Annotated in this window: 26 protein-coding genes; 9 read left to right on the top strand and 17 right to left on the bottom strand. The window is 29.1% G+C overall.

The annotated features are described in order from the left end of the window. Positions 1 to 3 precede the first annotated feature (3 nt). The 3 genes from B8063_RS02695 to atpC are packed head-to-tail and all read left to right on the top strand — an operon-like array spanning position 4 to position 2,698. A complete protein-coding gene (locus B8063_RS02695) occupies positions 4 to 879 on the top strand; it encodes a F0F1 ATP synthase subunit gamma (RefSeq protein WP_085069217.1) in 876 nt (291 codons plus the stop codon). 2 nt (positions 880 to 881) lie between these two features. Continuing rightward, the gene (atpD, locus tag B8063_RS02690; protein WP_085069215.1) at positions 882 to 2,300 is read left to right on the top strand and encodes a F0F1 ATP synthase subunit beta; all 1,419 of its coding nucleotides are present in this window, start codon (positions 882 to 884) and stop codon (positions 2,298 to 2,300) included. After that, positions 2,300 to 2,698, top strand: a complete 399-nt coding sequence (gene atpC / locus B8063_RS02685; protein ID WP_085069213.1) for an ATP synthase F1 subunit epsilon — start codon at positions 2,300 to 2,302, stop codon at positions 2,696 to 2,698. Before atpD ends, atpC begins: the two co-directional genes overlap by 1 nt. Here atpC and B8063_RS02680 read toward each other — a convergent pair. The 12 genes from B8063_RS02680 to metX all read right to left on the bottom strand — a co-directional run bounded on the left by B8063_RS02680 (position 2,691) and on the right by metX (position 11,694). Continuing rightward, on the bottom strand, positions 2,691 to 3,167 hold the full coding sequence (locus tag B8063_RS02680) for an RNA pyrophosphohydrolase (protein WP_085069211.1): 477 nt from the start codon (positions 3,165 to 3,167) through the stop codon (positions 2,691 to 2,693). The two genes, atpC and B8063_RS02680, sit on opposite strands and share 8 nt — an antisense overlap. 1 nt (position 3,168) lies before the next feature. After that, positions 3,169 to 4,311: a S41 family peptidase gene (locus B8063_RS02675; protein ID WP_085069209.1), complete on the bottom strand. Its 1,143-nt coding sequence runs from the start codon at positions 4,309 to 4,311 to the stop codon at positions 3,169 to 3,171. Beyond that, positions 4,308 to 4,658, bottom strand: a complete 351-nt coding sequence (gene rsfS / locus B8063_RS02670; protein WP_085069207.1) for a ribosome silencing factor — start codon at positions 4,656 to 4,658, stop codon at positions 4,308 to 4,310. The genes B8063_RS02675 and rsfS overlap by 4 nt, the downstream gene beginning before the upstream one ends. Positions 4,659 to 4,675: 17 nt before the next feature. After that, positions 4,676 to 5,206: a nicotinate (nicotinamide) nucleotide adenylyltransferase gene (gene nadD / locus B8063_RS02665; RefSeq protein ID WP_085069204.1), complete on the bottom strand. Its 531-nt coding sequence runs from the start codon at positions 5,204 to 5,206 to the stop codon at positions 4,676 to 4,678. Continuing rightward, on the bottom strand, positions 5,181 to 6,425 hold the full coding sequence (locus tag B8063_RS02660) for a glutamate-5-semialdehyde dehydrogenase (RefSeq protein WP_085069202.1): 1,245 nt from the start codon (positions 6,423 to 6,425) through the stop codon (positions 5,181 to 5,183). The genes nadD and B8063_RS02660 overlap by 26 nt, the downstream gene beginning before the upstream one ends. Beyond that, positions 6,425 to 7,531, bottom strand: coding sequence for a glutamate 5-kinase (gene proB, locus B8063_RS02655; RefSeq protein WP_085069200.1), 1,107 nt, complete (start codon positions 7,529 to 7,531; stop codon positions 6,425 to 6,427). The genes B8063_RS02660 and proB overlap by 1 nt, the downstream gene beginning before the upstream one ends. Further along, the gene (cgtA, locus tag B8063_RS02650; RefSeq protein ID WP_085069198.1) at positions 7,521 to 8,504 is read right to left on the bottom strand and encodes an Obg family GTPase CgtA; all 984 of its coding nucleotides are present in this window, start codon (positions 8,502 to 8,504) and stop codon (positions 7,521 to 7,523) included. Before cgtA ends, proB begins: the two co-directional genes overlap by 11 nt. A 28-nt stretch (positions 8,505 to 8,532) precedes the next feature. Then, a complete protein-coding gene (gene rpmA / locus B8063_RS02645; RefSeq protein ID WP_085069196.1) occupies positions 8,533 to 8,787 on the bottom strand; it encodes a 50S ribosomal protein L27 in 255 nt (84 codons plus the stop codon). Positions 8,788 to 8,794: 7 nt separating this feature from the next. After that, positions 8,795 to 9,199: a 50S ribosomal protein L21 gene (rplU, locus tag B8063_RS02640; RefSeq protein WP_085069187.1), complete on the bottom strand. Its 405-nt coding sequence runs from the start codon at positions 9,197 to 9,199 to the stop codon at positions 8,795 to 8,797. A 64-nt stretch (positions 9,200 to 9,263) separates the two neighbouring features. Further along, positions 9,264 to 9,980 carry a hydroxyacylglutathione hydrolase gene (gloB, locus tag B8063_RS02635; protein ID WP_085069184.1) on the bottom strand — a complete coding sequence of 239 codons (717 nt, stop codon included), beginning with the start codon at positions 9,978 to 9,980 and terminating at the stop codon, positions 9,264 to 9,266. After that, entirely contained in the window at positions 9,981 to 10,577 is a 597-nt protein-coding gene (gene metW / locus B8063_RS02630) for a methionine biosynthesis protein MetW (RefSeq protein WP_085069182.1), read from the bottom strand. It abuts the gene before it with no gap. After that, complete coding sequence (metX, locus tag B8063_RS02625) at positions 10,561 to 11,694, bottom strand: homoserine O-acetyltransferase MetX (protein ID WP_085069178.1); 1,134 nt, start codon at positions 11,692 to 11,694, stop codon at positions 10,561 to 10,563. Before metX ends, metW begins: the two co-directional genes overlap by 17 nt. 187 nt (positions 11,695 to 11,881) lie before the next feature. On the opposite strand from metX, the gene hisC reads away from it, so the two are divergent. Next, positions 11,882 to 12,967: a histidinol-phosphate transaminase gene (gene hisC / locus B8063_RS02620; protein ID WP_085069176.1), complete on the top strand. Its 1,086-nt coding sequence runs from the start codon at positions 11,882 to 11,884 to the stop codon at positions 12,965 to 12,967. Continuing rightward, entirely contained in the window at positions 12,960 to 13,859 is a 900-nt protein-coding gene (locus B8063_RS02615) for a prephenate dehydrogenase (protein ID WP_085069174.1), read from the top strand. Before hisC ends, B8063_RS02615 begins: the two co-directional genes overlap by 8 nt. Here the strand turns inward: B8063_RS02615 and B8063_RS02610 are convergent. Genes B8063_RS02610 through B8063_RS02600 form a run of 3 tightly spaced genes read right to left on the bottom strand, consistent with a single transcriptional unit; the run spans position 13,856 to position 17,419 of the window. Beyond that, positions 13,856 to 14,608, bottom strand: a complete 753-nt coding sequence (locus B8063_RS02610; protein ID WP_085069171.1) for a C40 family peptidase — start codon at positions 14,606 to 14,608, stop codon at positions 13,856 to 13,858. The genes B8063_RS02615 and B8063_RS02610 overlap by 4 nt on opposite strands. Beyond that, on the bottom strand, positions 14,598 to 15,971 hold the full coding sequence (locus tag B8063_RS02605; RefSeq protein WP_085069169.1) for an AmpG family muropeptide MFS transporter: 1,374 nt from the start codon (positions 15,969 to 15,971) through the stop codon (positions 14,598 to 14,600). Before B8063_RS02605 ends, B8063_RS02610 begins: the two co-directional genes overlap by 11 nt. Then, complete coding sequence (locus B8063_RS02600; RefSeq protein ID WP_085069167.1) at positions 15,971 to 17,419, bottom strand: TrkH family potassium uptake protein; 1,449 nt, start codon at positions 17,417 to 17,419, stop codon at positions 15,971 to 15,973. The genes B8063_RS02605 and B8063_RS02600 overlap by 1 nt, the downstream gene beginning before the upstream one ends. An 85-nt stretch (positions 17,420 to 17,504) precedes the next feature. Between B8063_RS02600 and B8063_RS02595 the strand changes: the two genes are divergently transcribed. Genes B8063_RS02595 through B8063_RS02580 form a run of 4 tightly spaced genes read left to right on the top strand, consistent with a single transcriptional unit; the run spans position 17,505 to position 20,979 of the window. Further along, entirely contained in the window at positions 17,505 to 19,073 is a 1,569-nt protein-coding gene (locus B8063_RS02595) for a lysine--tRNA ligase (protein ID WP_085069165.1), read from the top strand. After that, positions 19,066 to 20,106 (top strand): quinone-dependent dihydroorotate dehydrogenase, encoded by a 1,041-nt coding sequence (locus tag B8063_RS02590; protein ID WP_085069163.1) that lies wholly within the window; start codon positions 19,066 to 19,068, stop codon positions 20,104 to 20,106. The genes B8063_RS02595 and B8063_RS02590 overlap by 8 nt, the downstream gene beginning before the upstream one ends. 43 nt (positions 20,107 to 20,149) lie before the next feature. After that, a complete protein-coding gene (gene rpmB, locus B8063_RS02585; RefSeq protein WP_085069161.1) occupies positions 20,150 to 20,431 on the top strand; it encodes a 50S ribosomal protein L28 in 282 nt (93 codons plus the stop codon). After that, on the top strand, positions 20,431 to 20,979 hold the full coding sequence (locus tag B8063_RS02580; RefSeq protein ID WP_085069159.1) for a queuosine precursor transporter: 549 nt from the start codon (positions 20,431 to 20,433) through the stop codon (positions 20,977 to 20,979). The genes rpmB and B8063_RS02580 overlap by 1 nt, the downstream gene beginning before the upstream one ends. Here the strand turns inward: B8063_RS02580 and speB are convergent, their stop codons facing one another. Both speB and B8063_RS02570 read right to left on the bottom strand, forming a co-directional pair. Further along, a complete protein-coding gene (speB, locus tag B8063_RS02575; protein WP_085070859.1) occupies positions 20,980 to 21,867 on the bottom strand; it encodes an agmatinase in 888 nt (295 codons plus the stop codon). A 10-nt stretch (positions 21,868 to 21,877) separates the two neighbouring features. Further along, a complete protein-coding gene (locus B8063_RS02570; RefSeq protein WP_085069156.1) occupies positions 21,878 to 22,660 on the bottom strand; it encodes a PhzF family phenazine biosynthesis protein in 783 nt (260 codons plus the stop codon). Between the last annotated feature and the right edge of the window lie 6 nt (positions 22,661 to 22,666).

Raw genomic sequence — 22,666 nt, 5'->3', positions numbered from 1 at the left:
AAAATGGCAAGTTTAGACGATTTAAAGAAAAGAATATCTAGCGTTAAATCTACACAAAAGATAACTAAAGCAATGAAAATGGTTGCTGCAGCTAAGTTGAGAAGAGCGCAAGAAAGCGCTGAAAGAGGAAGACCTTACTCTGAGAAAATGAATAACATCATATTAAATCTGTCTAGCGGTGTTTCAGACAAGGAAAATGCACCAAAGTTATTATCTGGTACAGGCGATGATAAGGTTCATCTTTGTGTTGTATTAACAGCAGATAGAGGTCTTTGTGGTGGTTTTAATTCAAATATTATTAAAAAAGCAAAATCTTATTTTCAAAAAATTTCTGATTCAGGAAAAACATTAAAAATTATTACTGTTGGTTCTAAAGGATATGATCAATTAAAAAGACTATACCAGGATAAAATAATTGAAAATATTTCATTTAAAGAATCAAAAAATGCAAATTATTTTGATGCTGACAAAGTTGGAAAAATAATAATAGAAAAATTTGAGAATAACGAGTTTGATGTATGTACAATATTTTATAATCAATTTAAAAATGTAATTACTCAAATTCCTCAAGAGCAGCAAATAATTCCTTTAAAAACTGAAGAAAAAGACAACAAATCCTCGGAGGAGAACTATGAGTTTGAACCAGATGAAGATGAAATTTTAGGAAATTTACTTCCAAAAAATATTTCAACTCAAATTTTTAAAGCGATGTTAGAAAATTCAGCTAGCGAACAGGGTTCGAGAATGAGTGCAATGGACAATGCAACCCGAAACGCAGGTGAAATGGTTGATAAACTTACTATTGAATATAATAGAAGTCGTCAAGCAGCAATTACTAAAGAACTAATTGAAATCATATCAGGAGCAGAAAGTTTATAATTATGAGAAAAGGAAAAATTACACAAATTATCGGTGCGGTAGTCGACGTAAAATTTGAGGGAGAATTACCAGAAATATTAACAGCATTAGAATGTAATAATGGAGGAAACAGACTTGTATTAGAAGTTGCTCAGCACTTAGGCGAGTCTAGCGTAAGAACAATCGCAATGGATGCAACAGAGGGTTTAAAGAGAGGTGATGAAGTAACAGATACAGCTGCTCCAATTAAGGTTCCAGTTGGACCAGAAACTTTAGGCAGAATCATAAATGTAATTGGTGAGCCTATTGATGAAAGGGGCGAAATTAAACCAACAGATAATTGGCCTATTCATAGATCTGCACCTGAATTTAACGATCAATCAACTGAAACAGAAGTTTTAGTAACGGGAATTAAGGTTATCGATCTTTTAGCACCATATGCAAAGGGTGGAAAAATTGGTTTATTCGGTGGAGCTGGTGTTGGAAAAACAGTTCTTATTATGGAATTGATCAATAACGTTGCAAAAGCTCACGGAGGATTTTCTGTTTTTGCTGGCGTTGGTGAAAGAACTAGAGAGGGAAATGACCTTTATCATGAAATGATAGAGTCAGGCGTTATTAAAACAAACGAAGCAGGTTCAAAAGCAGCATTAGTTTACGGTCAAATGAATGAACCTCCTGGAGCAAGGGCAAGAGTAGCTCTGACAGGTTTAACTGTTGCTGAATATTTTAGAGATCAAGAGGGACAAGATGTTCTTTTTTTCGTTGATAATATTTTTAGATTTACTCAAGCAGGTTCAGAGGTATCAGCTTTGCTTGGTAGAATTCCATCAGCTGTTGGATATCAACCAACTCTAGCTACTGACATGGGTAACTTACAAGAAAGAATTACAACGACTAACAAAGGTTCAATTACCTCTGTACAAGCAATTTATGTTCCTGCAGATGATTTAACAGATCCAGCTCCAGCAACATCATTTGCTCACCTAGATGCAACGACTGTATTATCTAGACAAATTGCTGAAATAGGTATTTATCCAGCTGTGGATCCACTAGACTCAACGTCTAGAATTCTAGACCCTAGAATTGTTGGTGATGAACATTATAGAGTAGCGAGAGAAGTTCAAAAAGTATTACAAACTTACAAATCACTGCAAGATATTATTGCAATTTTAGGAATGGATGAACTATCTGAAGAGGATAAGTTAATTGTTGCTAGAGCAAGAAAAATTCAAAGATTTTTATCACAGCCCTTTTTTGTTGCAGAAGTATTTACAGGTTCTCCAGGTAAATTAGTAGACTTAGAGTCAACAATAAAAGGTTTTGATGCTATTTGTAAGGGAGAGTATGATCACTTGCCTGAAGCAGCATTTTATATGGTTGGGACAATAGAGGAAGCTATAGAAAAAGCTGAAAAAATGGCTAAGGATGCAGCAGCTTAATGAGTGAAGGTTTTAAGATTGATATTGTTAATCCTGAAAAATCTTTTCTTTCAAAAGAAAATGTTTCAGAAGTAGTTGTTCCTGCTTATGAGGGTGAAATGGGAATTTTAAAGGACCATATACCAATTATCTCATTTTTAAAGCCTGGTATCATAAAAGTTATTTCTAGCTCTGAGGAACATAATTTTTATGTTGAAGACGGTATTGTTGAATTTAAAGATAATACTTTATCTATTTTAACAAGCTCAATTTTTGACATTAAAAATGCGAATAAAAAACATGTTTCAGATGAAATCCAAGAAGCCGAAAAAGAGTTAAATAAAGATGATTTAAATGATCAAAAAAGATTTTTGTTAAATCATAAAGTCGAAATTTTAAAATCTATAAGTATTAATTAATAACCTTTTCAACTTCTTTCTGTATTTCTTGATAAACATGAAGTTTAAAATCTACAACTGTATCAGTAATCTTACTTAATTCTTCCCATTTCCAATCTAAAAATTCAGGATATTTTGTTTTAATATTTATTTCTTCATCATTTCCAATAAATTTTACAATAAACCATTTTTGTCTTTGACCTTTATATTTGCCCTTCCAAATTATTCCGAGCAAATTCTCAGGTAAATAATAGGTTGTAAAACCATCTATTTCTTTAATTAATTTCACAGATTTAATACTTGTCTCTTCTTCTAGTTCTCTTAAAGCTGCTTTTAGATTATCTTCACCTTTGTCGATACCACCCTGAGGCATTTGCCAAAAATTTTTTGGATTATCAATTCTTTTTGCTAAAAAAACTTTATTCTCTTTATTTAATACTACTATTCCCACTCCACTTCTAAGTGGCAACTTTTTAAATTTTTCTTGCATTTTAACCGTTAAGTAATTTTAACGCGTAATCGAGTTGGTTGTCGGTGTCAGTATTTATTCTAAAATCATCTGACCCTTCTGCAATTTCAATATCAGGTGTAACACCTACTTGAGAAATTGATTTTCCAGATGGTAAATAATATTTTGAAACAGTAAGCCTTATTGCTCCATCATTTTTCAAAGGAATAATAGATTGAACAGATCCCTTGCCATATGTGCTTTCACCCACTAATACTGCTCTTTTATGATCTTGAAGTGCGCCTGCAACTATTTCAGATGCGGATGCAGAGCCGTAGTTGATAAGCACAATCATAGTTTCTCCATTTAAAACGTCCCCTCTCTTTGCAAACCATTTTCTATTTTCGAATTTTCTTTTACTTTTGGTTGAAACTATTTCCCCATTTTCAAGAAAGAAATCGGAGATTTTTATAGCTTGAGAAAGTAATCCACCCGGATTATTTCTTAGATCTAAAATATAATTTTTAACTTTTCCATTTTTTTTAAACTCTTTTATTTTATCCTCTATCTGATCACTGCTATTTTCATTGAAAGATGTAAGCCTAATATATCCCGTTTTATCATCAATGATTTCAGATTTAACAGAAGCTACTTTTATAATGTCTCTTGTAATAACAAATGTTAGTGCCTTTTTCTCACCAACTCGTCTAACAGTTATTTCTATATCAGTTCCAACAGGACCTCTCATTAAATCTACAGCCTCCGTTAAAGATTTGCCTTGAACTTGTATATCATTGATTTTTACAATGTAATCGCCTGCTTTAATCCCAACTTTAGAAGCTGGGGAATTGTCTATTGGTGAAATCACTTTTACTACACCTGCCTCCATACCTACTTCGATACCCAAACCTCCAAATTCTCCACTTGTTTCGGTTTGCATATTTTCAAATGAGTCTGGAGACATATATGCCGAATAAGGATCTAGAGATTGTAATACACCATTTATAGCTGCATCCATTGCATCACCTTGATTTACATCCTCTACATATTCTTTATTAATTTTATCTAGTACTTCACTGAATAGATCTATTTTTTTATAAATATCATCTTCATTTGCAGATTTTGAAATTGTTGAAAAACTACAAATTAAAATAATTATTAGTAAATTTTTAATTTTAAATCTCATATAATTAATTTCTCTTTGGGTATTAATTCAGACCACATTTTTTCTAATTCATAAAATTTTCTTTTTTCAGGATTAAAAATATGAACAATTAAATCAATTCCATCAACTAACTTCCAATCATTACTTTCTTTACCTTCAATTTTACAATTTTGAATTCCACTTTTCTTAAATTTTTCAAAAACCTGCTCTGATAAAGCTTGAATATGTCTCGATGAAGTTCCACTAGCTATAATCATATAATCAGCCATTGATGATTTACCCTCAAGGTCAATGGAAACTATATCTGTTGCTTTATTAAAATCTAGTGTATCAATTATTTCTTTTTTTAGACTGGAGATTTTATCCATTAATTAAATTTAGAGTATCAAATTTTTCTTAATTGAGAAGATGAAATTTTGACTTTATTAAATTTAATAAATTCAACGCTTTTCCTGTTATATTTTTTATAAACGGGGGATTTAATGGCTTTGGTTTTATAACCATCTCTATCAAAAACTATTATTTTACATATCTTTAAAATTTCTTTGTAACTTTTCCACTTATGAAGATTAATCAAGTTATCTGCACCAATAATAAAATATAATTCATTGGATTTTTTTTTTAAAAATTTAATTAAATGAATAGTTTTATTAGATTTTATTTTTTTTTCAAAAAACTTAACTTCTATAAATTTATTCTTTAAATTTATTTTTCTAGCAAATGCTATTCTTTTATTTATATTAATTGAACTTTCATTTTTGAAAGGATTCTTGCTTGTTATTGCCCATATAATTTTGTCAAGTTTTAAAATTTTTTTTGCAACTTTACTAATTTTAATATGTCCGATGTGCGCGGGATCAAATGTTCCACCAAGAATGCCAATTCTTTTTTTACTTTCTAATTTGGCCTGAACCATATATTTCGTATTTGTAACTTACAAGTTGGTTTAGACCAACAGGCCCTCTTGGAGGCAATTTATTTGTTGAAATTCCAACTTCTCCACCAAATCCAAATTCACCCCCGTCTGCAAATTGTGTAGAAGTATTTTGAATTGCTATAGAGCTATTTACACTTTTAATAAAATATTTTGCTGTCCTGTTATTATTCGTAATAATAGCATCTGTATGCATAGTCCCATATTTGTTTATATGTCCAATAGCTTCTAAAATATTTTGAACAACTTTGACTGATATTTTTGATGATAAATGTTCAGTAGACCAAGTTTTATTATTTGCTATTAACGTTTTTCCAGAAAAATTTTTTTTTATAGTTTTATCACCATAAATCTTACAACCACTTTTTGTTAAGTCTTCTAATATTTCGTTGATATTTTTTAGTTTATTTTTGTGTATCAAGAGGGTTTCTGTGGCGCCACAAATACTTGTGTTTCTCATTTTTGCATTTTTAACAATTTTTTTTGCCATACTTAAATTTGCATCTTTATCTATGTAAGTATGACAAATACCTTCCAAATGACCTATTACTGCAACATTTGATAATTCTTGAACTTTCTTGACTAAATTTTTACCTCCCCTGGGTATTACTACATCGATATATTGACTCATTTTTGAGAGCATAAAATCCACAAGTTTCCTATCTTTCTTTTCGATAAATTGAACAAAATTTTTATCTATTTTGTGTTTAGTTAGACAAGTTCGAAAATAGTTAGCTAAAATTTTATTGGTAAAATAAGCTTCTGATCCCCCTCTTAAAATGACACAATTTCCAGATTTGAAACATAAAGTCGATACATCTGCAGTAACATTTGGTCTGCTCTCATAAATCACCCCAATAACTCCAATTGGTATGCTTACTTTTTTAATTTTTAACCCATTAGGTCTTGTCCACTTGCTCAATTCGTAATTGACTGGATCTTTTAGTTTTATAACAGTTTTAATTGCCTCTATTATTGAATTAAGTTTCTCATTGTTAAGCTCTAATCTATTAACTAAATTTTTTTTAAGACCTTTTTTCTTTGCGTATCTTATATCTTTTAAATTTTCTAGTAGAATTTTATTTTTATTTTTAAAAATTAGTTTTACAAAACTTTTAAGGACATTATTTTTAATTTTAGTATCTATAATTTTATGTGCTTTTTTTGAATTTTGTCCTAATTTTATTAAATATTTACTCATTATATTCTAACCATATCATCTTTATGAATAACTTCTGATTTTGAAACATATCCCAATAAACTTGAAATTGTGTTTGAATGTTGCCCCTTAATTTTACTTATTTCAGCCGATGTGAAGCTACTCAAGCCACGAGCAAATTCATTCATGTTTTTATCTAAAATTTTAATATGATCTCCTTTATTAAAATTTCCTCTAACGGTTTTAATACCAGCAGCCAACAAACTCTTGCCTTTTCTTAGGGCGTTTAAAGCACCATCATCAATTATTACATCTCCTTTTGGAGAAATAGAACTTATAATCCATTTTTTTCTAGCGTCTAATTTTGATATATTTGGCAAAAACCAAGTACAATTATTATCTGATAAAATTTTTTGAATAGGTCTATGAACTAAACCATTTGCAATTGCCATATGACATCCTGAAAGCTGGCAAACCTTTGCTGCATCAATCTTAGTCTTCATGCCGCCAGTTCCGTGCTCACTTATACTTTTCGTTGCAATTTTTTCAATCTTATCATCAATAGTGCTTATTTCTTTTATTAATATTGCTTCTTTATTTATTTTTGGATTTTTTGTGTATAATCCTTCAACATCAGATAATAAGATTAAACAATCAGCACCTGAAATTTGTGCAACTCTTGAAGCTAATCTGTCATTGTCACCATATTTAATCTCAGATGTTGCGATGCTATCATTCTCATTAACTATTGGGACAAAACCTAAATTAAATAGATTCTCAAATGTTCTTTTAGCATTAATTGCTCTTCTTCTTTTCTCAGTATCCTCAAGAGTTAACAATATTTGTGAAAGATTAATTTTTTTTGGACTGAAAAATTCTTTAAACAAATTCATTAATTCGATTTGTCCAATTGATGCCACAGCCTGACTTTTATCTAATTTTAGATTTTTTTTACTTAATTTAAGTTTTTTACAGCCAAGCGCTATAGCGCCTGAGCTAACAATAATTATGTTTTTTTTTAAATTTTTTAAATTTTTGATATCTTTTGCAAATTCACTTAACCATTTTACCCTTATTTTTTGATCTTTATCAATAAGAAGAGAAGAGCCAATTTTTACAACAACAGTCTTTGAGTCTTTAAGATACATAATTTATTAATTTAGCTTTGACTTTCATTAATGCGTCTTTTCTAAGTGTAGATAATAGTAATACATTTTTTTTTGTTTTTTTTTTAAAATTTTTTACTTTTTCATTTATTTCTATTTCATCCAATAAATCTATCTTGTTTAAAACTATTAATTCATCTTTTTTCAAGAGATCACTACTATACTCGCCCAATTCATTTCTTACTTGATTATATGATTCCTCAAGATTGTTTTCTGTAATGTCTATTAAATGTAATAGAGATTTACATCTTTCTATATGTTTTAAAAACTTAATACCTAAGCCAGTTCCTGTATGTGCTCCTTCTATTAGACCAGGTATATCTGCCAGTGTTATTTCTTTATCATCATAAATTGTGACACCTAAGTTTGGATTTAATGTGGTAAATTTGTAATTTGCTATTTTTGGGTTGGCACTTGTTATGGAGGCAAGTAGACTAGATTTACCAGCATTAGGAAGTCCTATAATTCCTATATCAGCAATAGTTTTGAGTTGAAGCCATATCCAAAATTCCTCTCCTTTAGATCCCTTAGTAAATTTTTTTGGAGCACGATTAGTTGAAGATTTGAATCTTGTATTCCCAAATCCTCCCTTTCCTCCTATAGCAACAACAAATTCTTCATTTTCATTTTTAAAATCATAGATTAAAGTTTTGTTATCTTCCTCAAATACTTGTGTACCGACAGGAACTTTTAGAAAAAGAACTTCACCACCTTTCCCTGTTTTGTTTTTTCCACTACCATCGCCACCTCTTTGTGCTTTAAAGTGTTGTTGATAACGAAAGTCTATAAGCGTGTTTAAGTTTCTTTCAGATGTAAGTACTACAGAACCGCCTTTACCACCGTCTCCACCATCAGGACCTCCAAACTCAACAAATTTTTCTCTTCTGAAACTAGGTGATCCCGATCCGCCATCGCCAGCTTTTACATATATCTTTACTTGATCTAAAAATTTCATGATACAACTATGTTAGGAGTTGTGAGATTTAATTGGGTTTTACAGATACGTAAGTTCTATCTGACTTACTTTTTTTAAATTCTACTTTACCTTTAACTACAGAAAAAATTGAGTGATCTTTTCCCATCCCTACATTTTCTCCAGGGAAAATTTTTGTTCCTCTTTGTCTTACTATTATATTTCCAGGAACAACAAACTGGCCACCATATTTTTTTACTCCGAGCCTACGTCCAGCACTATCTCTACCATTCCTTGACGATCCACCAGCTTTTTTTGTTGCCATAGTTTACCTATTTATTTGAAACTTCCTTAGTTTGAGTTTTTATTTCTTTTGAAGCTTCCTTTTTTATTTCCGCCTCTGAAATTATCTTTCCATCCTTAGCAAAAATTTTATTTATTCTAATTAAAGAAAACTGCTGTCTATGTCCATTTTTTCTTCTAGAGTTTTTTCTTCTTCTTTTTTTAAAAATTAATACCGTTCTATTTTTTCCATTTTTAATTAAGTCAGCTTCAACTTTAGCTCCTGAAATAGTTGGTTCTCCTAATTCAAGGTTTTTATCGTCTCCGTAAGCTAAAACTTCGTTAAATTCTAATTTAGTTTCAGGTTTCGAATCTTCTAATCTTTCAATCTTAATTATTTCGCCAGCTTGCACCTTATACTGTTTTCCACCTGTTTTTATTACTGCGAATGACATAGTTAGTCCTAATTTTTATAAACAGCAATATAGTCAGGGTCAAATCATAGTCAAGCTGAATAACTTAGAAATTATCCTTTAAATCTCTCAATTTTGAAAATGTTTCCAAATCTTCAGATTTTAAAAAAATGTTGCAATCTAGCTCGTCCTCAATTGTGGTTGGAATAGTTGGTAATCCTTTGTCTAATAAATTTTTTATTTTTTCAAATTTTTTGTTTAACTTCTCATTTTGTTGATCTTGAATTTTACAAAACTCTGCATTTTTCATTGTGTATTCATGTCCACAGAATATTTTTGTATCTTTAGGGAAATTTTTAAATATTTGAAGCGAGGAAAACATTTGTTCATATGTACCTTCAAATATTCTACCACATCCTAAAGAGAATAATGTATCTCCAGTGAATAATAATTTTTCTTTTTTAAAATAGAAACATATGTGCCCAGAAGTATGTCCTGGTATATGGAATACTTGAAAACTAAATTCATCTTTGCTCCAAATCTCTTTGTCCTTCAACTCTATATCCATTCCTGGTATTCTATGTTTATCTTCTACATATCCTATTACTTTGGCATTATATTTCTTTTTTAAATTTAAATTTCCTCCAATATGATCAAAATGATGATGCGTGTTTAATATAAACTTTAAATTAGCTTGATTACTTTCTATAGAAGCAATTACTGGTCCTTCTTCACTTGGGTCTACAACACATGCATTTTTTTTACTGTCTATAATTAAATAAGAATAATTATCTTCTAGACATTTTATAATCTCAACATTCATTTATTTCTCTATTAAAAAAATACCTAATTGCGATTCTAAATTTCTCCATGCTAAATTTTTAGAACTTAAATTTAGAGTTTTATCATTTTTTAATGCTAAAGATTTAAAAATTTTTATTTCTCTTTTTGAACAAAAATTGAAAAAATCCCTTAAAGTACACATATGCAAATTAGGTGTATTATACCATTCATTAGGAAGGTTTTCTGTAACTGGCATTGTGCCCTTGATTAATAAATTAAGACGAACTTTCCAGTAACCAAAGTTTGGTATAGTAACAATTGCTTTTTTACCAACTCTCAAAAGCTCGGAGATAACTTTTTCAGGATCTAAGAAAGCTTGAAGCGTCTGACTTAAAATAACAAAATCGAATGAATTATTTGGGAATTGTTGTAAGTCATTTTCTGCATTTCCTTCTATTACAGTCAAACCTTTTGATAGGCAATTTTGAACCCTATTTTTTGAAATTTCTAAACCACGTATTTTTGAAGTTTTATTATCCTTAAGAAACTTCATTAATTCTCCATCGCCGCATCCAACATCTAAAACTTTGGAATTTTGTAATATTAGCTCCGAAATAACTTTAAATTCTTTTTTCATTCACAGTTTTATAGTTTGTTTTTAAATAGTTCCCTAAAGTATCTAAAAAATCTGGTACATCTAAAAGAAAAGAGTCGTGTCCTTTGTCAGACTCTATTTCTACAAAACCAACATCTGCACCAATTGCGTTTAGCGCTATAACTATCTCTCTATTTTCAGCAGTTGGATATAGCCAATCTGAAGTGAATGAAATTACAAAAAATTTAGAAGTCGTATTACTGAAAGCAGCTGATAGATTGCCATTAAATTGTTTTGATAAATCGAAGTAATCCATTGCTCTAGTTATATATAAGTAACTATTTGCATCAAACCTATCTACAAAAACTGATCCTTGGTATCTAAGATAACTCTCAATTTGAAAATCTGCATCAAAACTAAATTTCAAATCATCTCTCTCTTGTAACTTTCTACCAAATTTTTCCTGGAGACCTTTTTTCGACAAATAAGTAATATGTGCTGCCATTCTAGCAACAGCCAAACCTTTATCAGGACTTGTTTTATTTTGTTCATACAAACCATTTTTCCAATTAGTATCAGCAAGTATTGCTTGTCTTCCAAGTTCGTTGAATGCAATATTTTGTGCAGAATGACTAGATGTACAGGCAATCGGTATTGCAATATGTGCTTTATCCGGAAAATTTGAAACAAATTGTAATACCTGCATACCACCCATGGACCCACCGATAACTGCAAATAATTTATCTATTTTAAAATGCTCTAGTAGATTGTATTGAGCATTAACCATATCATTAATTGTTATAACAGGAAAATTTGTCCCTATGGGTTTGCCTGTTTCTTCATCTATTGTGCTTGGACCATATGAACCCATACATCCTCCAATTACGTTGGCGCATATGACAAAAAATTTCTCTGTATCTATAGCTTTTCCTGATCCAAGTGCGTAACTCCACCAGCCATCTTTATTTGTAATAGGATTTTTTTCAGAAGCAAATTGATCACCTGTCAATGCATGAAATACTAAAATTGCATTATCTTTTTTTTCGTTAAGAGTCCCATATGTCTCATATGAAATTGGAAAATTTGAAATCTCTTTTCCACAATCTAATTTTTGTGGTTTTGTTATTACAATATTTTTTAACTGTTTTAACTTATTCATAATAAATTTAAGATTTAATGAATTGAGAGGTAAAAAAACTTGTTTAGCAGGTTTTTTATAGCGCTCGCAATTCAGTTTAAATCAGCGCAGAAAGCTTTTACAAGATAGGTATTTACATGTCAATTTTTTTGGAATTGATTGCTTCTTTTGTTTAAATATATAAATATTCACTTTAATAATTATCGATATGAATGCATCAAATTTTAGGAAAATAGATCTCGTCACCTACAAGCCAGGGAGGTCATTATTAAGCTCTAAAAAAAAAGTAATTAAACTGTCAGCAAATGAGTCAGCTTTCGGTGCAGGGGAAAGAGTTAAAAATATCTTAAAGAATAGAAAGAGCAATATTTCAAAATATCCTGATAGTAAGTTTAAAAAATTAATAGAAACTATTTCAAAGAAATTTAATTTAAATAAAGAAAAAATTATATGTGGAGCAGGATCAGATGAAATAATACAAATGATATGTACACTATTTCTTAATAAGGGTGATGAAGTAGTTGTCCCGCAGTACAGTTTTTTAATGTACAGAATTTATGCAAAAATTGTTGGTGCTAAAGTTAATTTTTCAAAAGAAGTAAATTTTAAAGTTTCTGTGGTCGAAATCTTGAAAAAAGTAGGTAAAAATACAAAAATAGTTTTTATAGCAAATCCAAATAATCCTACAGGTACCTATTTAACAAAAAAAGAATTATTAAAATTAAGAAAAAAATTAAATAAGAAAATATTACTGGTTGTCGATGATGCATACTTTGAATATATGATGAACAAAGATTACTCACCAGGCTTAAATATTTTTAAAAATTCTAGCAATGTTTTTATTTTAAGGACATTCTCAAAAATTCATGGCCTTGCAGCACTAAGAGTTGGTTGGGGGTATGGTGACAAAAAAATAATTAAAGAACTTTATAAAATTAAACCACCATTTAATGTTAATAAATTTGCTCAAGATTGTGCTGTTGAGGCTTTATATGACAACAAACATATAAAAAATTCTATAAAACATAATACTTATTGGTGTAAAAAAATTAAGAGTGAGTTACAAAAATATGACATCACCACGAATGAGGTTACAGCAAATTTCTTTTTACTAAACTTTAAAAACTGTAAATTCTCATCAGACTTTGTCTCAAGAAAACTTGAGAATAGAGGAATCATATTAAGAGAGATGTATGCATATGGAATAAAAAATTGTTTAAGATTAACAATAGGCAATGTTAAAGAGAATAAATTTTTCTTAAAACAGATGTCACTGATATTTAAAAATGTTTAAAAAATTATTGATTATAGGATGTGGATTAATTGGATCCTCTCTTTTGAGAGCATCTATAAATAAAAAAATTTCAAGGCAAATACTAGTTTTTGAAAAATCAAAAAGATATAAGAAGCAAATCAAGAGTATTAATTCAAAAATAATCATTCTTGATAGGCTTGATAAAAATATATCTGATGTTGATTTCGTAATATTAAGCACTCCCATGAGTGAATATAAAAAAATAATTCCTATGCTTAATAAATATATTAAATCTGACTGTATAATTACTGATATAGGATCAACTAAATTAAATGTTTTAAAAATCAAAAATAAAGAATTAAATAAATCATTAACATGGATTATGAGTCATCCTATTGCAGGTTCAGAAGTTAGTGGACCAACTCATGGTACAAAAAATTTATTTCTTAATAAATGGTGTATTGTTTTTGAAGATAAAAATAAAACAAAGCAAAAAAAATTATTAAAATTTTGGAAAAAAATTGGCTCAAAAACAATTATAATGAACGCGGATGAGCATGATAAAATTTTTTCTATTACCAGTCATTTGCCACACTTAATTTCCTATAATTTAATCAAAACAGCATTAGATTTTCAAAAGAAATACAAAAAAAATATTATTAAATTTAGCGCTGGAGGATTAAGAGATTTCTCAAGAACAGCAGCATCCAATGAAATTATGTGGAGAGATATATTCTTTAGTAATAAAAAGAATATGTTAAATGCAATTAATTTATTTATAAAAAATTTAAATCAATTTAAGAAAAATATAATTAATTCTGAAAATACAAAAATATTAAAAAAATTAAAAAACTCTAAAAAAGTCAGAAGTCAAATTATTGAACTTAAACAAGATGTTTCTAAGCCAAATTTTGGAAGAGAAGATAATTAAATTGAAAAAATTTTTTTAACTTTTAAACCAGCAGTTTTTTCAATAAGCTTAATTGTTTTATTTATTGGCATTATCAAAACTTTTTTTCTTGGTCCATAAGCGTGTATAAATTTTTTTGAATTTATACAAATTCCAACATGTCCCTTCCAAAAAACAATGTCACCTTTTTTAAATTTTTTTTTGGATTTAAATCCCTTTTTAAATTTAATCTGGTCAACAGTATCTCTTGGGAAAAATTTATTATTATAATTGTAAATTATTTGCACTAAACCAGAACAATCAATGCCTTTAAAAGTTTTACCTCCCCATTTATATTTTACATTTCTAAATAGGTTTACAATATATATAAAATTTTTAATCTTATGATTTATTGGTTTAACATCATCCTTTTTAATCCAAAAATTTTTCTTAAACATTAAATAGGATTTGTATTTGTTTAAAATTTGAACTTTACTTGCAAATGGTAAATCTTTACCTGTGTAAGTAAATTTATTTCCCTTAGACAATTTATATATTTTTGATTTTAGTACATAAATTTTATGTGAGGTTCGGTATTTATTAAAAAGTTTTAACTTTTTGATAAATCCAACATAATTATCAGTATCAATTTTAATTTTATAAAAGTTTCTAGATTTTTTTAAAATACTAAAGTTTTCGCCAAATAATATCTGTGTACTCACATTTGAATTAATATTTGGTCTTTCATAAATATTAGAAAATTCGGAATTGTAGATAAAATTATTTTTCACTGAGTTTTAATTTTTTTCTTATAAACCATAAGCAAACTAGTGACGGGATAACCATTAATGCCGTAATAATGAAAAAAATTCCCCAATCACCGTTTAACCAATCCACCAAAGATCCTGATGATGATGCTAGCAAAGTTCTACCTGCTGTTCCTATAGATGCAAGAAGCGCATATTGTGTAGCTGTATAGGTTCTATCTACAAGTAAAGATATGAATGCAACAAATGCTACAGTTGCGAATGCAGCTGCTATATCATCTAATATCACAGCTGCAGCGAATAATAATTCAGATTTTCCACTCCAAGCAAGTAGTGTAAACATTAAATTTGTTATAGCCATCAAACCTCCTGCTATAAACATTGTTTTGACTGTTCCAGATCTTATTGCAAACAGTCCACCCAACAATGTAAATACAACTGTTGTAATCCATCCAAGTGTTTTTGAATATATTGCAATATCTGATTTTGAAAAACCAAGCTCTTTATAAAAAACGATAGACATTCTACCTAAAAAAGCCTCCCCAATTTTAAACAAGAAAACAAATCCTAAAATTCCTATTGCTATTGAAAATCCGTTTTTCTTAAAAAAACTTATTACTGGACCTCCTATAGTGCCTGATAACCAAGATAAAATCTTTGTTAAAAAATTATTATTTCCAAGTTTATTTTTAATTATTTCATCTGTTTTTTTTTGAGATAAAATTCTTTCTGTATAACTATTTTCATGAACAAACATTAGGGCAATATTCATTAAAATTACTACCACACCCATAACTATAAAAGTTGCTTGCCAGTAATTATTAACTCCTATGTTTTCAAAATATTCTGCAGTGAACAAAGCTATAACTCCACCAAGCTTATAACCAGTCCACCAACCAACAACAGCCATAGCTGCCCCCGCTGCCATAGACTTAGTTTCATTTTCTCCTACTTGCTCAATTCTTAAGGCATCAACAGTTATATCTTGTGTGGATGAGGCAATAGCTATCACCAGACCAATAGATATTAGTAAAGCTAAGTTTTCAGATGGATTTATTAAACTCCATAGTATTAAAGAAATTAAAATTACCAATTGCATTAAAACTATCCAGCCACGTCTGTGACCAATTTTTTTTGTTAGAAAAGGAATTTGTATCCTGTCAATTAAAGGCGCCCATAAATAGTTGAATGCATACACTCCAAATATCAGACCTGCCCATCCTATTGTTGATCTACTTAACCCCTCTTCTTTTAGCCATAAAGATAAACTGCTTCCTATCAAAACCCATGGAAAACCACTGATTGCACCAAGGAGTAATATTCTTAACATTCGAATATCAAAATAATATTTAAATAAATTTGAAATTTTTTCCTCTTTTTTAATCATCAGTATTTTCTCCAAAAGGAGGGAATAAATAATACAAGCACCGCAAATAGTTCCAACCTTCCTAGTATCATTCCTATACTCAAGATCCATTTTGAAAAATTAGACAGGTAAGAAAAATTTCCATTTGGACCTATTATATCGCCTAATCCAGGTCCAACATTTGAGATAGATGTAGCAGCAGCAGATATAGCTGTAATGAAATCTAAACCATCTACAGATAGCAAAGCAGTAATAACAAAGAAAATTAATATATATAAGAATATGAAAGAAATAATTGATGCCATAAATTTTTCATCAACATTATTTTTATCGTATTTAATATTAAATATTCCTCTTGGATAAATAATTCTCTTTAATTGATTTGATATAAATTGATAAAGTATTTGAACCCTAAATATTTTAATACCGCAAGCAGTAGATCCAGCGCAACCACCTATAAACATTAATATTAAGAAATAAATAAGTGGAAACTGACCCCATTTACTAAAATCATTTGTTACATATCCAGTTCCAGTTAAAATTGAAACAACATTGAAAGACACTTCTCTGAAGTTTATTTCAAATATGCTCTGGTTTTTCACAGATAGGTAAAGAAAAATTATAAAAATAGAAAAAATTAAGATTTTTATGAAAGTTTTTATTTGGGTATCGCTAATAAATATTTTTTTATCACCTCCCAAATATTTAATATAAGCAATAAATGGTACACTTCCGAGAATTATAAAGATAATAGCTGTTAGTTCAATAAATCCACTGTCAAAATAACCGATAGATTCGTTGTAATTGGAAAATCCTCCAGTTGCTATCGTTGTCATTGAATGGACAATACTATCAAAAAAACTCATTCCAAAAATTTTATAGAAGAAAGCGCAGACTAAAGTTAATGATGAGTATATAGCAATTAATCTGATAGAAATTTCTTTAGACTTAGGTAATATTTTTTCTGGTGTATGGGTATTTGAAATAACAAATAATTGCATGCCTCCAATATTCATTATTGGCATTAAAGTAATTGCCATTACAATAATTCCAATTCCTCCCAACCATTGAAGCATTGCTCTCCATAATAAGATTGCTTTTGGTGTTTCATTGAGATTTGTCAGTATAGTTGAGCCAGTAGTTGTGATTCCTGACATACTTTCAAAAAATGCATTTGTGAATGAAAGACTTAAATCTGAGAAAACAAATGGTAAAGAGCCAAATATTGCAATACTTAACCATGATAGTGCCGTTAAAAGAAATGCTTGAGGTAAAGTTAATTTTTTTTCGTAATCTAAGTTAGATAAAAAAAATAGAACTCCAAAAATTATCGAAACTAAGCCAGATCCAATAAAACCAGAGTCTACTTGATTATAATAAAACTGCGCTATAATAGGCACAATCATAGATAATCCTAAAATAATTTGTAAAACACCGAGTATAAAAAAAACGGTTTTATAATTGGACATTTTGATTGGACATTATTTTATGGTAAATAAATTTCAACTCTATAAGAGTTATTAAATACGTTATTTTTGAGTATTTTGCATTTATATGATTGATAAAATAAATATTGATAAAACAAATGCATGGCCATTTGTAGAAGCAAAAAAAATCATAAGAGAGAGAAAGAAAAATATAGAGAGTAAAGGAAAAATAACTCTGCAAACGGGTTATGGCCCAAGCGGTTTACCTCATATTGGAACATTCGGTGAAGTTGCAAGAACATCAATGATAGTCAACGCCCTTAATCATTTAACTGACCTTCCTAAAGAGATAATTACTTTTTCAGATGACATGGATGGTTTGAGAAAAGTCCCAGAGAATGTACCAAACCAAGAAATTTTAAATGCTAACCTACATAAACCCTTAACAGTTGTTCCAGATCCCTTCGGTAAATTTAATAGTTTTGGAGAACATAATAATGAAATGTTAAAAGATTTTTTAAATAAGTTTGGGTTTAAATATTCTTTTAAAAGTTCAACTGAGCTTTATAAATCTGGAAACTTTAATGAAACCCTCAAATTAATATTAAGTAATTATAAAGGTATAATGAATATTATTTTACCAACTTTAGGTAAAGAGAGGCAGCAAACTTATTCACCTTTTTTGCCTATCTGCCCAAAATCAGGAGCTGTCTTAGAAATACCAATAAAAGAAATCGACGAGAGCAATTCTAAGGTTTTGTTTGATAACAATGGAACAGATTTAGAAAAGAGTATTTTAAATGGTGATTGTAAATTACAATGGAAGGTAGACTGGGCTATGAGATGGTATGCACTTGATGTTGATTTTGAGATGTATGGAAAAGATTTAATTGAGAGTGCAATCTTATCAACAAAAATTATAAGATTACTTGGTAAACCTAATCCTTCAGGTTTTGCATATGAATTATTTTTAGATGAAAAAGGAGAGAAAATCTCAAAATCAAAAGGAAATGGAGTAACTATAGATCAATGGTTAGAGTATGCTTCTCCTCAAAGTTTATCACTTTATATGTATCAAAACCCTAAAAGAGCGAAAAAACTTTATAGAGAAGTTGTTCCTAAAGCTATGGATGAATATTTAGAGTTTATAGAAAAAGGTAAAAATCAAAGTGATCTTGAAAAATTAATGAATCCAGTTTGGCATGTTCATAATGGAACAATTCCAAATGAAAAAATTATAATGTCATTTTCTATGTTGCTAAATTTGGTTGAAACAAGCAATGCAGATAATAAAAAACTACTTTGGAAATTTGTGAAAAAATACAAACAAGATATCAAAGAGGCTGAGCATCCAATTTTTGATAATTTAATCAATTATGCAATTAAATATTTTAATGATGTTATAAAAACTAAAAAAGTTTACAAAACACCAAATGAAAATGAAAAAGGTGCATTAAATGCATTAATAAAATCACTTGATAATTGTAATGATGATATGGCTCCTGAAGAACTTCAGACAAATATATTTACAGTTGGAAAAGAAAATGGTTACAAAGAAAACCTGAGAGATTGGTTTAAACTTATTTATGAAGTTGTTTTCGGTGATGAGAATGGACCTAGAATGGGTTTCTTTATTAGTTTTTTTGGAGTGCAAGAAACTAAACAACTTATCAAAAATAAATTAAATAATGTTTAATAAAATAAGACCTTTAATTTTCAAATTTAGTCCTGAAGTAGCACACTCTTTAGCAATTAAAACTCTTAAGCTAAACGCTTTGCCAAAAAAGAAAATTAAAAATAAAACTGTTTTAGAAACATCAATATTTAATAAAATTCTTGAAAACCCAATAGGAGTTGCAGCAGGTTTTGATAAAAATGCGGAGGTATATAATCCACTATTTAACCTAGGCTTTGGTTTTGTTGAGGTTGGCACTATTACACCTGAGCCACAGTATGGAAATCCAAAACCGAGAGTATTTAGACTGGAAGAGGATGAGGCTCTAATCAATAGACTAGGATTTAATAATTCAGGTTCAGAGGAAATTTATAAAAGAATTGAAAGCAATAAACCATACGGTTTGTTGGGAGTTAATATAGGCCCAAATAAAACAAGTGATAATAGAATTCAGGATTATGTAAAATGTTTTAGAAAATTTATTTCGGTTGCAGATTATATCACAATAAATATTTCTTCTCCTAATACAGAAAATTTAAGAAATTTTCATAATCAAGAGGAAATGAACAATTTATTATCTGAAATTCAAAAAGAAAAAAAGAAATTACAATCCAATTTACCTATAGCTGTAAAAATTTCACCAGATATAAATCTTAATTCAATTGATGAAATTTGTGAGTCATTGGTTAAACATTCTATAGAAAGTTTAATCATATCGAATACCTCTGAGAAAAATAGGGACAATCTTAAAAATATAAATAAACTAGAAAAGGGCGGGCTTTCTGGTGCCCCAATAGAAAATAAATCGAATGAACTAATTAATTTATTTTTTAACAACCTAAAAAATAAAATTAAAATTATAGGTGTTGGAGGAGTAAGTACTGGTAAGGGAGCTTACGAAAAAATAATTCGTGGAGCATCTTTAATTCAACTTTATACAGGCATGGTATATAGAGGACCAGATATAGCTAATAAAATAAGTCAAGAATTAATCGAAATACTCACAAAAGATGGCATTAAAAATATTTCAGAGATAGTGGGATCAAAAAATTGATATTGACGGATTAACTCATTAATCTTATACAAGCATAATTTTTATGACAAAAAAATGTGAACTCACAGGAAAAATGCCTCTTAAAGGTCACAACGTTAGCCATGCTAACAACAAGACTAAAAGAAGGTTTTTACCTAATTTAAAAAAGGTAAAATTTAAAAGTGAATTATTAAAAAAGTCTATGAAGCTCACTGTTTCTAATGCAGGTGTGAGATCAGTTGATAAGAAAGGTAGCTTTGATAACTTCTTAAAATCAGCAAAAGCAAGAGATTTATCTCTAAGGCTAAAAAAACTTAAAAAATCCTTACTCTCTAAAACTGCTTAATGAACAAGGTATTTTTAATACTCTCATTATTAATGGGAGTTGTAGTATTAGCATCCAATTATTTAGTTCAGTTTCCAATTAATTATTATGGACTTCAGGAAATCTTAACATACGGTGCTTTTAGTTATCCGATTGCATTTTTAATTACTGATTTAGCAAATAGATCTTTTGGAAAAATAATTGCTAGAAAAATTGTTTATATTGGATTTGTAATTGGAATTTTCTTTACACTTATATTCTCAACAAATTTTGAAGATTTAATATCAATTAGGATAGCAATAGGATCTGGTACTGCTTTTATGGTTGCTCAATTATTAGATGTGCAAATTTTTGATAAATTAAGACAAAAAAAATGGTTTATAGCACCTTTAGCCTCATCCTTCGTAGGCTCAATAGTAGACACATTCCTATTCTTTTCTATATCTTTTTATGGAACAGGTGTTCCATGGGTAACTCTCTCCCTAGGAGATTTAGCAGTTAAAATTCTAGTTGCTTTAATAATGTTAGTACCTTTTAGGATGATGTTAGGTATTTTAAAGCCAGCTTAATTAGAAATGAAATTTATAAGCTAAAATTTTATAAGCCAACTTTGCAACTAAAAAATTATAAGAATTAAATCCTTTTATTGGGGAAAGTTCATTAATATCTGCACCCACTATGTTAGAATTTTTAGCCGCAATCTTAATAATTTCTAAAGATTCATTCCAGAATAGTCCACCTGGTTCTGGAGTACCAGTAGCTGGCATAATACTACTATCAAAGCCATCTACATCAAAAGTTAGATAAACCGTTTTATTTTTAATCATTTTTTTAAAAGTATTCAAATTCCATTTTTTTTTATCTTTTGCCCAAAAAATATTAATTCTTTTTGAATTCTTTTTTAAGAAGGGTATTTCACCCTCTGATATATTTCTAATACCAAAAGATATTAAGGAAACATTTTTGTAATCTAAGCATCTCCTTATTGCAGAGGCGTGAGAATATCTTTCACCAAGGTAACTTTCTCTTAAGTCTGCATGTGCATCAAAATGTAAAAGACAAATATTCTTGAACTTTTTTGTAAATGGAATAATGCAACCTGGAGTTATTGAGTGTTCACCTCCAAGGACAAGAGGAAATTTTTTCTTATTTAAAATATTTTCATTTATAAAAGAAATTTTTTTTAAAGCCTTATTAATATTTTTATCAATTTTAAATGGTTTTAAAGTTTTGATACCAATTTTCTTATGAGGCTCATAATTTAGCTCTTCATCGTATAACTCAACTTGATGAGAAGCTTTTATAATTTCTTTTGGTCCATTTTTTGTTCCACCACCATAACTAACTGTTTTTTCAAGACCAAAAGGTACAACAACTACCTTCTCTTTAAATTTTGTTATATTATCAATGCCAAGGAAACCGTCCTTATTTTTCAAAAATTCTAATTCTTTAATCATTCTCATCTAATTAAATCTCTATTTTTCCTCTTAAAAAAGTAATCGCATCTCCTCCAATTGTAACCCTATCACCATTATAAGTACAATAAAGTTTACCACCCCTTTCTGAGATTTGATGGGCGGTCATTTCTTTTTTTTTTAAGCTTTTAAACCAGTAAGGAATGAGTTCGCAATGGGCCGAACCAGTCACTGGATCTTCTGGAATACCTAACTTAGGTGCAAAAACTCTTGATACGAAATCTACTTCATTTCCTGGTGCTGTTACTATTGTTATTGGATATTCTAGTTTGTTCAACTTATCAAAGCTTGGAGAAATATTTATTATATCCTCTTCACAATCATAGACAGCAATCGCATCTCTATGTTTATAAAGTTCTTTGGGTTTTTTACCAAGAGCTTTAGAAATTTCATCCATATTCTTTTCAATACTAGGATCTCTAGAGGGAAAGTCCATAAAGTATAAATTATCTTTATACGTCACAGTCAATGTATCTTTAATTTTTGTTTTAAATACTATTTTTTCTAAATTTATATCTAACTCTTTTAAAATTACGTGTGCAGTCGCAAGTGTTGGATGACCAGCTAGGTCTAATTCAGTTAAAGGCGTAAACCAACGTATATTAAATTCGTTTTTATTTTTTACAAAAAAAGCTGTTTCAGAGAGATTATTTTCTTGAGCAATTTTTTGCATTAAATTATCACTTATCCATTCTTGCAAAGGACATACTGCTGCCGGATTGCCCCCGAATACTTTAGATGTAAAAGCATCAACTTGATAGATTGGTATAATCATCCTTTA

It is taken from the genome of Candidatus Pelagibacter sp. RS40 (assembly GCF_002101295.1).
Classification (GTDB): Bacteria; Pseudomonadota; Alphaproteobacteria; order Pelagibacterales; family Pelagibacteraceae; genus Pelagibacter.
Note: the sequence above shows the minus strand (reverse complement) of the source record. Positions and strands in the feature narration are given on the sequence as shown.